General features: G+C 39.3%; 12 protein-coding genes. 8 read left to right on the top strand and 4 right to left on the bottom strand.

Going from position 1 to position 14,257, the window contains the following annotated elements; genetic code table 11:
- Positions 1-219: 219 nt before the first annotated feature.
- Together FW778_RS12395 and FW778_RS12400 are read left to right on the top strand one after the other, a co-directional pair.
- A complete protein-coding gene (locus FW778_RS12395) occupies positions 220-1,047 on the top strand; it encodes a helix-turn-helix domain-containing protein (protein ID WP_150415040.1) in 828 nt (275 codons plus the stop codon).
- 71 nt (positions 1,048-1,118) lie between these two features.
- A complete protein-coding gene (locus FW778_RS12400) occupies positions 1,119-2,432 on the top strand; it encodes an SRPBCC family protein (RefSeq protein ID WP_150415041.1) in 1,314 nt (437 codons plus the stop codon).
- Between the two features lie 134 nt (positions 2,433-2,566).
- On the opposite strand, the gene FW778_RS12405 is transcribed toward FW778_RS12400, so the two are convergent.
- Positions 2,567-2,764 (bottom strand): hypothetical protein, encoded by a 198-nt coding sequence (locus FW778_RS12405; protein ID WP_150415042.1) that lies wholly within the window; start codon positions 2,762-2,764, stop codon positions 2,567-2,569.
- A gap of 448 nt (positions 2,765-3,212) precedes the next feature.
- Between FW778_RS12405 and FW778_RS12410 the strand changes: the two genes are divergently transcribed.
- The 4 genes from FW778_RS12410 (at position 3,213) to FW778_RS12425 (ending at position 7,664) form a co-directional block, all read left to right on the top strand.
- A complete protein-coding gene (locus tag FW778_RS12410) occupies positions 3,213-4,091 on the top strand; it encodes a helix-turn-helix domain-containing protein (protein ID WP_150415043.1) in 879 nt (292 codons plus the stop codon).
- A 98-nt stretch (positions 4,092-4,189) separates the two neighbouring features.
- The gene (gene mddA, locus FW778_RS12415) at positions 4,190-4,936 is read left to right on the top strand and encodes a methanethiol S-methyltransferase (RefSeq protein WP_150415044.1); all 747 of its coding nucleotides are present in this window, start codon (positions 4,190-4,192) and stop codon (positions 4,934-4,936) included.
- Between the two features lie 59 nt (positions 4,937-4,995).
- Positions 4,996-6,492, top strand: coding sequence for a pyridoxal phosphate-dependent decarboxylase family protein (locus tag FW778_RS12420; protein ID WP_150415045.1), 1,497 nt, complete (start codon positions 4,996-4,998; stop codon positions 6,490-6,492).
- Positions 6,493-6,812: 320 nt separating this feature from the next.
- Positions 6,813-7,664 (top strand): class I SAM-dependent methyltransferase, encoded by an 852-nt coding sequence (locus tag FW778_RS12425; protein ID WP_150415046.1) that lies wholly within the window; start codon positions 6,813-6,815, stop codon positions 7,662-7,664.
- 185 nt (positions 7,665-7,849) lie between these two features.
- Here the strand turns inward: FW778_RS12425 and FW778_RS12430 are convergent, their stop codons facing one another.
- From FW778_RS12430 to FW778_RS12440, 3 genes are all read right to left on the bottom strand, one after another.
- Positions 7,850-8,386 carry a nuclear transport factor 2 family protein gene (locus FW778_RS12430; RefSeq protein ID WP_150415047.1) on the bottom strand — a complete coding sequence of 179 codons (537 nt, stop codon included), beginning with the start codon at positions 8,384-8,386 and terminating at the stop codon, positions 7,850-7,852.
- Positions 8,387-8,571: 185 nt separating this feature from the next.
- Complete coding sequence (locus FW778_RS12435; protein ID WP_150415048.1) at positions 8,572-9,144, bottom strand: cupin domain-containing protein; 573 nt, start codon at positions 9,142-9,144, stop codon at positions 8,572-8,574.
- A gap of 352 nt (positions 9,145-9,496) precedes the next feature.
- Positions 9,497-10,693 (bottom strand): DUF2911 domain-containing protein, encoded by a 1,197-nt coding sequence (locus FW778_RS12440; protein WP_202552222.1) that lies wholly within the window; start codon positions 10,691-10,693, stop codon positions 9,497-9,499.
- 901 nt (positions 10,694-11,594) lie between these two features.
- Between FW778_RS12440 and FW778_RS12445 the strand changes: the two genes are divergently transcribed.
- Both FW778_RS12445 and FW778_RS12450 read left to right on the top strand, forming a co-directional pair.
- On the top strand, positions 11,595-13,865 hold the full coding sequence (locus tag FW778_RS12445; protein ID WP_150415050.1) for a hypothetical protein: 2,271 nt from the start codon (positions 11,595-11,597) through the stop codon (positions 13,863-13,865).
- A 70-nt stretch (positions 13,866-13,935) separates the two neighbouring features.
- On the top strand, positions 13,936-14,250 hold the full coding sequence (locus tag FW778_RS12450; protein WP_150415051.1) for a DUF1360 domain-containing protein: 315 nt from the start codon (positions 13,936-13,938) through the stop codon (positions 14,248-14,250).
- Positions 14,251-14,257 lie beyond the last annotated feature (7 nt).

Genomic DNA, 14,257 nt, shown 5'->3' on the forward strand with positions numbered 1-14,257 from the left:
TGGTAGCTAAAAGATAAAAGTAATATGGATAAAACTCCCTTCTCAGCAACCTCTCCCTTTAGGCGACATTGCATACATAACGGTTTGTTTTATTTTTGAAAATGGCGATTCAGCAAACTATTCTACACAATAGTGGTCTTTGCTTTATAACATCCTTCGTACGAGAAAAAATTATAAATTTAGTTTGATACAATCATAGAAATAGGAAGCTTGCGTAAGATGCAAATACAATTTCGTCATATTGAACCTCATTTTTTGTTGAAAAATTACATTGAAAAAATGTGGTTTTTTGAAAGCAGCGGGAAAATGCCTGTTGATGATATGAAACTGGTGGTGCCGAACGGAAATATTAAACTAACGGTTTCTTATCAAAATGGAATTGTTGCGGCAGTGAATGGAAAAACATTTGCTTCAAAAGAACATGATATTACTTTAACGGGTTTGGTTGATGTGCCTGTTATTTTAGACGTTGATGAAGACGTTGCCACGGGAACCATCGGCATTGAATTTAATCCCCAGGGAGCCTATCGCTTTTTCCATTTCACACTGAATGATATTCAAAATCAGATTTATCCTTTGAGTGACGTGTTGGGAAACCTGGGAAAACAATTAACAGAACAAATTAATAACACAACATCTACGCAAGAAAAAATAGTGGCATTGCAACAATTCTTACTCAAACAACTTTCGTTGCACAATGAAGATTTGATTTTTGAGTTTTGCATAGAAAAAATAATCGCTTCAAAAGGAAGAATAACCGTTAAAGAATTAGAAAAGAAAACAGGTTATAGCAGCCGCTGGCTTAATATGAAGTTCAATGATAAATTAGGTGTAAGTCCCAAAAATTTATCTTCAATTATTCGTTTCAAACAATATTATCAGGCATTTATTAAGGGCAATGAAAGATCATTTTTCAGGAATGATTTTTACGAGTTGTATTACGACCAATCTCATTTTATAAAAGACTTCAAACGCTTTACCGGGTTACCGCCTACAAAGTATGAAAAGCAACTAAACAACTTCGGTAAAAGTTATTACAAAGAGTAACACTTCCGATTTTTACAATATCACGTTGATTGTTTTATCTTTTTTTGTTTTAAAATTAAAAATAAAGCAAGATGAAAAATAAAGATTATAAAAAAGCAAATTATTCAGTAGCAATTGAATTTGCAGAATCTCCGAATGATGTTTTTAATCATGTCATTAATCTTTCAAAATGGTGGCCTGAAGAATTTGAAGGAGAAAGCATCAAACTTAATACTGAGTTTATATTTAAAACAGGAGATGGGCATTATTCAAAAAATAAAGTGGTTGAATTTGTGCCAAATAAAAAAATTGTATGGCTTACAATTGAAAGCATACGTAAAACAGACAATTTTGATCGGACAGGAACAAAAATGATTTTTGAACTAACTCCTAATGGCAGTAACACTTTGCTCAAATTTACTTATGACGGTGTTGTTCTTGAAGATGAATCTGACAGATTAGTGGAGATATGCGATTTTGTGATTAAGGAGAAGCTATACAACTTGATAGAAAGTTTCACCGCAACTATAGAAGTAGCAAAAACACCGCAAGATGTTTTTAATTGTATCAATGATGTTACAAAATGGTGGAGCAAAGATTTTGAAGGCAATAGTACAAAACTGAATGATGAATTTATCATTAACCATCCTAAGCAGCATTATTCAAAACAAAAACTGGTTGAAGTTATTCCTGGTAAAAAAGTCGTTTGGCTTGTTACAGAAAGCAAACTGGATTGGCTTAAAAACAATACGGAAGAATGGACAAACACAAAGATGATTTTTGAGATAAGCGCGAGTGGCGATAAAACTGTTCTTGATTTTACACACGAAGGACTTACTCCTGAAAAAGAATGTTATGCGATGTGTGAGAAAGGCTGGAGCATTATTATTAAAGATTGGTTATTTCACTTTATAACAGTGGGTACACCTTCAAAAGAAATGGCTAAAGCAGCAGAGGTAAGAAACCAGCTTCTTGAAAATAAAACTAAAATGGAAAAGAAAGATTTTCATAGAGCAATTACGGTAAATGCTTCAACTGAAGAAGCAATGAAAAAAATCAGCCAAATAAATCTTTGGTGGAGAAAAGACTTTTTAGGCAATGCTGAGAAATTGAATGATAAATTTACCGTTCCGTTTGGAGAACCTTCTTTTGTCGATTTTATCATAAGCGAATTTGTGCCCGGTAAAAAAGTGGTTTGGAAAGTTACCGATTGTTATTTGCCCTGGTTCCAGGATAAAAAAGAATGGAATAATACTGAAGTTGTTTTCCAGCTTTCAGAAGAGAATGATACAACTAAAATTGATTTTACCCATATTGGCCTTGTGCCTGAAGTGGAATGTTACGAGGTTTGTGAGAAAGGATGGAATGGTCATATCGACACGTTAGTGAAATTCATCAATGAGTGAAAAGGACTAGCCGGATAAGGGCGGTTGATAGCGAGGTCGGATAATTATTTAATCGGGCATTGAAGAACAGGCACCGTGTACTGCTGCACAGAGGCCAGTTTAGAGAGAACGCCGGGAAAAAACAAAGGCTTCAATCATACCCCTGCTTTAATAATTTTGTTCGCCTCCTTACTTATAGCAGTGTTACGAAGTACGACTTTTTCACCAGGTACATCTATGCTTAACTCCATCCAGCCATTGTAACAGTTACCATTTTCAACCACCTGGTAAGGGAGGTATTTGTGAACTGCATTTTTCCAATGTCCTTCTAACAAGGTGCCGCCGTAAAACATGCTTCAAAAACTTCCGAGAAGTGAAACAGTATATATCAGTTTACGATGTGAAAGACGAAGAAGTTGCTGGAATCACGAAGTGCCGGTATTTATATTCGTGTGTGGTTCGCTGTTAGTTAACTTCTGCCGTTTTCCGGGTTATGATTTTTCGGGCTTTTTCTTTTACGCGAGGGAGTAGATACTTCTTATTTGCAATATAAAGCTGGCGGCATGAACTTCCCACGCCGGGCACATTTCACAACTTAATAAAAACGATTCTGTCGAACGTTTGTGCTTAGACGTTAGTTCTTAAATTTTTTAGTTTATGTTTGGAATTCCCGTCGCGGCTACATAAGCTTTCAGTAATCGAATATATATTTCGGTAAGGACATAATAGTCTTGTACATTTTGGTAAATTACCCGTAGTATTTTAAATTTACTTTAGTCCTTAATTTTACCACAGGAAGCCATGGTCAATTTTATAGAAAGAGTATTAACGCATCCCGAATATTCCCGCCAGTTCAACTGCGGCGATAGCCTTATTACGGTTTTCAATTGCCCGCTTGAGGCACGCCTGATGAAGAATCGTTTTACGGATTTATGGAGCCAGAATAATTATGTTTTTTATGTAATTGACGGCAGAAAAGTGTGGCATACCGCAAATGGCTCATACGATTTGCAAAAAGGAAGTTGTGTTTTTATACAAAAAGGTGCAAGCATTATTGAACAATTCTTTGATATTGGTTTTTGCCTGATACTTTTTTTTATACCCGACGGTTTTATTTGCGAAACTTTAAAATCTAAAACAATACCTGCCAGTAAGGGCGTCAGAAAATATGATCCTGTTATAATGCTCAACAGCAGCGAAACATTAGCTGCTTTTTTTGTTTCGATGTCTTCTTATTTTGCCAATACCAAAGAACCTGATCCGCTTTTGCTGGAATTAAAATTCAGAGAGTTGATTTTAACTCTTGCGGATAACCCGCTTAATGCAGAATTACTTTCGTATTTCTGTTCCTTAATGAACGAACCGCAGTCACTGTGCATGCAGCGGGTTATGAATGATAATTATTGTTTCAACCTTACGCTGGAACAGTATGCCGTACTTTGCAATCGCAGCCTGTCTGCCTTTAAAAGAGATTTCAAAAAACTCTATCATACTACACCCGGCAAGTGGCTGCACGAAAAGAGACTGAATCATGCCATGCACCTTTTAACCAATTTAAATAAGACAGTGAGTGAAGCCGCATTTGCCAGTGGCTTTGAAAACCCATCTCATTTCAGCCGTGCATTTAAAGCCCGGTTTGGTAAACATCCGACAGCAATAAAGAAATTGCCTGCAGCCTGAACTTTTAAGAATGATATCTGGACTTTACAGTAATGCCTTACCGTGAGGGGGTAATTAGTTTTACACGGTAATTAATATCATCTTAAAAAATAAGTATTATGAAAAAATTAATCGTCTTTCTTTATGGCATTATCGCTTATGTCGTTTTCCTTGTAGCCTTTCTTTATGCAATAGGATTTGTTGGAAACTTTATTGTACCGAAAACAATTGATTCCGGCGTTGGTATAAGTGTTACGCAAGCCCTTTTATTCGATTCTCTTTTATTAGGCCTGTTTGCAATACAGCATAGTGTAATGGCCAGGCCTGCATTTAAAAAATGGTGGACAAATATTATTCCATCGGCGATCGAGCGCAGCACTTATGTTCTTTTGTCAAGCCTTATCCTGGTGTTGTTGTATTGGCAATGGCAACCAATAACGTCGGTAGTTTGGAAGACTGAAAACAAAACGGCTGTTACAATTTTAAACGCCGTTTATTTTTTCGGATGGCTAATTGTATTTCTTTCTACTTTTATGATTAATCACTTTGAATTGTTTGGGTTGAAGCAAATTTTTGAAAATTTGTTAAGCAGGCAAAAGCAGGTTCAACACCCGGTTTTGAAAATGATCTTTTTCTATCAGATAGTAAGGCACCCTATTATGCTGGGTTTTATCATTGCATTCTGGGCAACTCCGGTTATGACCATGGGGCATCTAATATTTGCGATAACCACAACCCTGTATATTCTTATTGCTATAAAATTTTTAGAAGAAAAAGACCTGCGTAAAATTCATGGACAAGAATATGAAGAATATCAGAAAAAGGTACCCATGATTGTACCATTCACCGGAAAAGGAACCCGGTAGCCATTGTGTTGAAAAACTATAACCAACAAATCGACTTCAACAAAAACAAAACCCTTGTAATGACAAACAATCGCAACTCCCCCATTGAAATCAGTAAAGCTGAATTTAAAAAAGTTGGCTATCAATTAATCGATACCATTTCTGATTTCATGAACACTATTGATGAAAGACCTGTTACTACGGGAGAAACTCCGGCACAAATACAAAATGTATTGGGAAACTCTTCATTGCCCGAAGATGGTGTACCTGTTTCAGCATTGGTTTCTAAAACGGCTGATCTGTTACTTAACCATTCATTGCTTAACGGGCATCCAAAATTTTTTGGTTACATCACTTCGTCGCCTACACCCATTGGTGCGTTGGCAGATTTGTTAGCAGCCGCTGTAAACCCCAATGTGGGTGCAAACATTTTAAGCCCTATAGCAACAGAAATTGAAAAGCAGACAATAAAATGGCTCGCAGAATTTATTGGTATTGCTCCTTCCTGCGGTGGAATATTGGTCAGCGGCGGCAACATGGCAAACTTTACCGCTTTCTTAGCTGCAAGAACTGCCAAAGCTCCGAAGAGTATAAAGGAAACCGGGTTAATGAACATGCATGATGAAATGATTTTGTATTGTTCGAAAGCAACGCACACATGGGTTGAAAAAGCTGCAGTTCTATTCGGGCATGGTACAAAAGCTATCAGGTGGATACCGGCAGATGCAGACAACAAAATGAAAACGGAAATTCTCTCACAAACAATTAAGGATGATTTAAATAAGGGTAAAAAACCTTTCCTGGTAATTGCCAACGCAGGAGATGTTAGCACCGGTGCAGTTGATAATCTTTCCGAAATAGCAGCTATTTGCAAAGCGCACGATTTATGGTTTCATGTTGATGGCGCTTATGGAATTCCTGCCGCAGTAATTCCACGATACAAAAACATGTTCAAGGGAATTGAAGAAGCGGATTCCATTGCACTAGATCCACACAAATGGTTGTATGCGCCGCTCGAAGCTGGCTGCACTCTGGTAAAAAATCCACAGCACCTCGTTGACACCTATAGTGCTCATCCTGTTTATTACAACTTCGATAACAGCGAAGACGAACCATCTCTTAATTTTTATGAATATGGCCTGCAGAATTCAAGAGGATTCAGGGCATTAAAAGTTTGGATGGCTTTACAACAGGCAGGAAAGAATGGTTACATAGAAATGATAAACAAAAATATTGAACTATCACAGCTACTGTTTGAAGAGGCAAAAAAGCATCCCGAGATTGAAGCAATATCAAATAACTTAAGCATTACCACATTCCGCTACGTTCCTGCAGATTATTTGCAAGACGAAAAAATAAATGAAACTTATTTGAACGGCTTAAATGAAAAATTACTGAATGAATTACAACGCGGAGGGGAATTATTTCTATCAAACGCAGTGGTAGCAGATAAATATTGTTTAAGAGCCTGTATTGTAAATTTCAGAACTTCAGCAAAAGATATCGTGGAAATTATTGAAATAATAGCCCGGGAAGGGAAACAGCTTCATCAAAAATTTAGTAGCAAAGCGGGTTAATAACGGCGTGCATAAGAGTATGGAATAAAGGAACAGGCAATAAGCTTTCATTGTTATATTTGGTAATATTTATTTAAGTAATTCTTTTTTACTTAATAATTAAAGACCGTCACTTGTTAAAAGTTTATTTGTGCGTTTTAGCTTCTCCGTTAGTTACTCCATATTTTAAAAAGTATATGTTATAATCCACCATACCTGCACAACTATTACTTATGAACTTTTGCATTTTTGTTTGCATTTTACTGCTGAAACAAAATGCTAATTTTGCGATGATCAAACATGCGTGAACGTTAGTGATAAATGTTTGACAAGAAGATAATATGGAAGAACCCAATATAATATCAGAACCCGATAACACTGCAGTAAGGACAGCCTTATGGAGAGCTTTGCACGTTCAAATAGATGCAAAACCTTATATACTTGAAGACGAAATCGGGTTGAAATTGATAGCACCACCTGCCAGCTGGCAGGAGCGGCCCGATATGAAATATACAAGACGGCTCAGGGCTGCTATTGTAGCCCGTGCACGTTTTATTGAAGATTTAATTATTGAACAAAGCAAAAAGGGAATTAGTCAGTATGTTATTCTGGGTGCAGGGCTCGACACCTTTGCCCTGCGAAGGCCGGCGGCGGCGGCTAACCTACAGGTATACGAAGTGGACCAGCCGGGTACATTGGAGTGGAAGCAACAACGGTTGGCGGAGCTGGGGTTTCCTGTTCCCCGCACGTTGCACTTTGTTCCTGCTAATTTTGAAACTTCTTCCTGGAGCGCAGAGTTAATAAAAGCCGGATTTGACAAGAGCAAGCCTGCAGTTGTTGCATGCACCGGTGTTACTTTATACCTTACAAAAGAAGCGATAAGGGCCACCCTCACTCAAATTGCCACCCTTGCACCGGGCTCGAAGCTTGCGATGACATTTTACCTGCCTATGGAGCTCCTGGATGATGAAGACAAACCGATGCAGGAAATTGGCGAGAAGAGTGCCCGGGAAGCAGGAACACCGTTTGTAAGTTTTTTTGCACCAAATGAAATATTGGCTTTAGCTCAGGAAACAGGTCTTAAAGAGGCCAGGACCGTTTCAACAAAAGAAATAGAACAGCTTTATTTTACTGGCAGAACGGATAATCTTTTACCTGCAAGCGGCGAAGTATTTTTATTAGCAACAACATAAACTGCCGGCCGCTGTGAATCACTCACGAACCTCATCCATTTTATTTCGTGTGTCCTTATGCGTTATCTTAAAGTAATTGCGCTATCAATTGTAAGCTTCTAACTATTCATTCCAATCCGGAGAATGGCAGAGATCGATATCCTTTTCTATTTGCAGTGTGCGGCCTGCAGCTACGTTTAATGATATTACTTCTTCATTTTGCTGCTTTCACCGGCGTTCATTTTACCTTGCATGCTCATCATTTCTTTTGCCACCTCGGCATCGTCAGTAAATCCCCAATGCTCAGCCATTTTATTATCTTTCAGCTTTATAACATCTACACCTTTTTGATCTATTGCTTCGCCGGCCTTACCCATAGCAGAATCAGCGAGGGTGCCTGTAACATGCACGAGGCTAAAAATATAATCGCCATTGGCTGCGCTGCTAATTACATCAAGCTTGAAATCCTTTATGTGATTATGAAGATCCGCCAGCATGTGTAATACACTGTCCTTGCCCTTAACATCGGTCCCATGCGGGCCGTCATGGTCCAGAACGTCTGTTGCAAACAGTGAATCCACAGAAGCCATGTTGCCGGTTTCGATAGCTTTGTATACTTTAAGATTGTTTTCGATGTTTTTCTCGTTTTGGGAATTGTCGTTTCCTGTAGCTGTTGTTGAATTGTCTTTACAGGCAACCAGGAAAAACAGAATAGCTAACGAACTGAAATAAATCTTTTTCATTTGATGATAATTTAAAAAGTTAAGATTTGTTGTAAACTGTAGCTAAGTGGAAAGCAGTATAATTTTCAAGGGAAGGAACAGATATTAAAACTAAAACTTTTATACAAAAAAGAAATGCATTTTAAAAAACGGATAATAAAATAACACTTGGGCTATTTAGGTTATAAAGAAATCACAAAGGAAGGTTACATCTTTAAATTTTTGAGTGGCGGCCCCACCCGCTTAATTCCATGGTCGCCCCAAAATTTATCTTTTTCTTCTTCGGACATGCTCTTTGTTACCCCCTCACTGATTTTCTTAAAGAAGTCTTCCATTTTACCGGCGGGCTGAAAGAACATCAGCAATTTCCCTTCTCCTTCTCCGACCTTTGCAAAAGCATGCGCTATTTTTCTAGGCCCGAAAACGCTGTCACCCGCCTTAGCCCGGTAAGTGGTCTCTCCTACCTTAATCAGGAATTCTCCCTGGAGAACATACCACCATTCATCCTGATCAAAATGAAAGTGCAGGCCCGGACCGCCTTCTTTTAACCGGCTCGATTCAAAAACGAATATATCACCGTCCGTGTCTTCTGTAGCTACTTTTGTATAAAAGGTATCGCCTTCAAAAAGCGAAATGCTTTTATCAAACCTGTCTTTACCGGCATCTACTTTAAAGCCTTTGCCTACCCTCTTAATGTCTTTTTTGGCAAATGAGGAAAAAGGAGAAGATACAACAGAGCCTGCGGCAAGAAACAACTTAAAAAATGAACTGCGCTTCATAACTATTTATTTAAATGTTACAAGGCACGGAAGATTACAAAGGGAACGGGAATTAAGAAAGATGCTATGCTATTTCAAATTTAAAAATAATTTTTTAATATACTAACGGTGTACAGCAGGATGATAAGTTCGGTAAAAGTGAATAGAGAACGGGTAGCACGCTACCTTGTGATGTTGGAATTGTATACTAACCTATTTATGCAGGGCTCTCATTATCGTTGATGAAAATATAAGTTATGAAGTTCGATTTTTAAAGATGTAGAAATTATTTTATGCGTTTGCGCTTCTCCGTTAGTTATTACCAGTTTCAGTGCTGATGCTGCGAAAAATCTTTCGGCTAATCTGCTCCGTTTCACTGCACTTCAATCGGTGCCGTCCACCTAAACGAACCCCATTCCATCACGAGCATTCCATGCCGCGGGTCGGTACCGGAAACGATTGAAATGGTAAACTTCTCCACCGGCGTGGCGGCAGATTGCGTTGTAAACCTTGCTACGCCCAGGTTGCGTGAGGCATTGTATTCAGTGCCCCATTGCCCAGTTTGCTTGTTCACCACAAGGTCTACCCCACCCGTATGTGGGATGGTCCATAGCGTGTATGCTCCAGTAGGTACCAGCATGCCAGCAAGCTTTATCGGTGCCGAAGTTGTAAATTGTGTGGCAGCATTGGCCCCCGTCCGCCACACACGGTCATAAGGTATTACATCACCCAACAGCGTGCGTCCACGCAGCAGCGGCCTGCCATAGTCGACAGTAAACATCGCATTGCCAATTTGTGCCCGCACGGTATCCCGCACGCTTAACTGTTTTACACCGCCGGCTTTCTGCTCTTCTGTCTCAAACCGGGCAGCAAAACTTTTTACATCAGGCGGCGTGGCGAGGCGCCTCACTTCAACTTTATAGGTTGTCCGCGCCCCGGAATAGCTAAGCATGTGTTGGCTGGAGTCCATTATCGCTTCTCCGGTTCCAGACAGCCAGTCATGGGTTATATCCATCTTGCCACCACCCTCCAATGTAACACTTGCATTGCCCAGTGGGAACTTGTCAAACTCGCGATCAATATAAAACTGTCGCATCTCCACGGCGGCACCGGGCCCGGGCGTTGACGTCTCTGCTTTCTTCATTGCAGCAGCAAAGTAAAGCTCATAAAGGCTATACATTTGTGGCACGTGGGACACCACTATAGCCCCACCGGTTGCAAATACACGATTAACGGTACCCGTACCATCTGTTTTGGAAAGGTGCACTTCATTATTGTCAACATCGGCTGTCACTTTGCGTTCCCGCTCATTTGCCGGTTCGCTGGGCGTATGAATGTCCATCACCAGATGCCGGATACTGCCGTCAGGGTTAAGCTTAATAACGGTGTGCCGTACCCGCACACGCGGAAACCGGTCAACCTCATCACTGGTTACCGTGTTGCCCTTCCGGGCCACACTCTCTACGGAAATAGTATCACGGCCAAGCTGCGTAATGAAGCCATAGTGTTCAGCCGGTGGTGCCTGGCTACAGGAACCCAGGAAAATGCACACACTAAGAAAAAAGCACATCACAGGAGATATGACGGGATAGAAATTACTTGAATGAATATCTTGATTATTCATGGAATAAATATTTATAAAGAGAAAGCACAGCGTACAGGTAAATCTATAAAATTAATGGGCAGATCTTTTGCCGTCTATAAAATATTGCCCTTATATTTTGGCCATTGGTTTAACACCTGCCTAAGCTTGAACTTTGATTAACAGTTTACTGATTCCTCTTATAAGTCTCACCCAAACTTCTCTCACCTATGACGCGAGTATGAGGCTTAGCCCTTGCTGGCTTGCTTGTGCCATCACTACTCGCAATAACTTAATGAAACCAATTTTTTCATCACGCAAAAATGATATTCGCTGCTATATTTCGAATGTTCTTCTTTTGTTACAAAGCCTTCCAGCAACGCTTCAGCAATTTTCTCATCAATAAATGGGAGATGGTGCTTTGATTTATAAAAAAAAGTTTCAATCTTTGTACTGATAAAACGATTGAAGTTTGTTGCTTAAAAACATAACCCCGAAGAATATCGGCAATAAACAAATACTCACCCTTAAGACGATAAAAGGTTAAGATCTAATTTTTAGCTCCTAATCAATTATTACCTCTACACAATTTATTATTTCTGCCGCAACAAGAAAAGCTATTTATTATTTATAGAGTGGCGTTATACATTCTGGTTATTAATAAATTCAACAATAGCAGCCTGTTGTGTTATCGCAACAAAAGCTGTATTTATTAAAAACAAAATCAACCAGGTTGTGGCTTTTTAAGCTTGCAAACTGACTTGGAAGAAACCTTTGGTTGTCTAAAAGCAAGCTTATCCATGCTGAAATTTTTGCATTGTAAAAAGTAAAAAATACAAATCTATAATTGCAAATCAAAATCAATTAATAAAATTTAAAAAATACAATTATGAAAGATAAAATTCAGCGTCTGGCCGTCCAGGTTAGTTTTGAACAACCCCCTGAAAAAGAAACCCCGTTTATCGGCTTTCTGTTTCTGTGCAATGGGCTTTTATTGCAACAGCAATATGTAAAAAACAATATTTTGGAATTTAACCTGGGCGATACGCCAGGCGTCGCGGGGCAATCAAACATTGATATTAAACAACTCAGGCTTGTTATTGCGCCGGCAAGTGACAAAACCATTGAAAAAGTATCAACCATTGAAGAACTGGAAGGTTTTAAACCCTATGAGCCTATTTTGCAAACAAATGCCGATGGTAATGTTTCGATATTACCTGTGCCAGCGGCCGTTTCACAATTCTGGCCATTTTGCAATTGCCGGGTAACCGGCAAAGTGTCCAAATGGTTTCACGTTGGCAATAAATGGGTTGATCGTTCTGTATGCCGGGCAAGAGTACACATTTGCGAGATCGATTCTATTTGGTGGTGGATTTACCGGATACCCGATTACATCATTGCAAAAATTCCGGAAGCCATTTTAAACCCAAAGGAAATTATTAAATTTCCGATTCCAATTCCCGATCCGCCTCCGTTTCTTCTTAATGAGACAAACGTGCTTACCCGGCAACAAATGCAAAATATTTTCAAGACCCGTTCTGTTGAAGAAACACAAACGGCTGCTGTTGCTTCTTTGCCTGAATTAAGTATGGAAATAAGGCAAAACCTGGTATCTGGCAATTTAAATCTCATTAGGGACACCATCGCCAAAAACTATGCTATTCTTCATCCATGGTTTTGCATTTGGCCCTGGTGGTGGCCTTATTTTTATCGCTGCAAAGAATTAGCCATTGTGTATACTGATGCCAACGGTCGATTTGATACCAATGTTTCGTATTGGTGTTTTGGGGACAAGCCAGATATTTATATATGGGTTGAATACCTAATCAATGGTGTTTGGACAACTGTATATAACCCGCCTGTACCTTGCAATACATTTTGGGATTATGCATGCGGTACTAACATTAATATTCACATAACAGATCCAAGAGTTCCTGGAAATTGTTGTTGTGATTGTCCTATTCCAGGTGAATTGGTATGGATCCGGTCGATAGGTTCTACGAGTGTAGCACATATTAACCAGGCAAGTTATTTGCAATCGCCTCCCGGGCAATTGGTAAGTTATGACCGTATAGGTCTTACAGATGCTGCGGCCATTTATGACGATTTCCTTGTTACTACTGTTGGCGACTTTAAGCGTCCGTTTGGAGGAAGTCCCACCGTCTATATGGGCTTTGGCAGCGACCTTCCAAATTCAGGAATTTATTATTATCGCTGGAGGTACAAACAAGTTGCAAATGCGCAATTAAATCCTGTAAGCGATTCTTATAAAGCATTGGAACCAATAGGAGGTGTTGTAAATAAAGGTTATGAATATACTTACATTGATTCACACGGCGACACTCAATTCGGCGCAAATAGCGTAAAGCTTGGGCCTTTTACAGTAGGCAGCAATGACAACCTCTATATCATTCCGCCTGTTCAGCCCTACATGGCTCCTTTTAATGTGCCCGAAACAAGTCCTTTATGGCATGAGCAAACTTATAATATGAACACAATAAGTTTCGATTCAAATCAACTAAAAAACTGGTTATTGGCCGGTGGAGATGGCTTGTATGAATTCGAATTACAATTGTTTGACCAAGCTGGAAATCTTTTGAGTAATATACCAAAAGCAACTTTCAAAATACCTGATTATAACGATGCAGACTTTAGCGTAAATGCTCCAGATGAATTATTGGAAAACCCGACTATATCCACAGCTAATGCCTATAACATGCTCATGCGTATTGACAACGGACAATGTAATGCCGATATTTTCACTGTAAAAGTGAACGGTAGCCCCGCTTCAATCGACTGTTGTGGATTTGTAAATTACAAACCTGGAGGTGTAGATGCAGACCTCGAGCTAAGCTTCCTGGCAACGCAACCCAATAATTTTGCAGTATTTAGCTTCGGCGTGGTAAAGGGAACCTGCGGCGATGTTCCCATTGCTGACGCATCCGGAATGGTGATTGACAGTGCATCAGGCTATACATTAAGCGGTGGTATTTATGACAAACATTTTACCCCGGCTGATTTGTTAGGAACCTGTTATGGTGATGGAACCGGTAAAGCGGCATTTGCAGAAACTTTATCAGTAATTGCAATGGCAACTGATGGTACTTTCCGTGTAAGGAATGATGCGGGTAAGGTAGCTGCATTTGCACTAGAACCTTAGTTTTTATTTTGGAAGGCTATGGTATACTAACATATCATAGCCTTTTTATTTTTTAAGAAGATCAATTATAATGTATTTCTGGTTTATCATTATTTCGCTTGCCGTTTGGAGACTTACTCATTTGCTTTCAACGGAAGATGGACCTTTTGACATTGTATTTTTAATAAGAAAAAAAGCAGGGACAGGCTTTTTAGGAAAACTGCTCGATTGCTTTTATTGTACAAGTATATGGGTTGCCCTGCCTTTTGGCATTTGGCAGGGAAGTATATGGTGGCAAAAATTATTATATTGGCTGGCATTTTCAGCAGCAGCGTGTTTGCTGGAACAGGCTACTGCCGGAGGAAAAAATAATACTGATGATATTCCCCATTATAAAGAAGATTAAAAAATTT

Source organism: Ginsengibacter hankyongi (genome assembly GCF_008710285.1).
Classification (GTDB): Bacteria; Bacteroidota; Bacteroidia; order Chitinophagales; family Chitinophagaceae; genus Ginsengibacter; species Ginsengibacter hankyongi.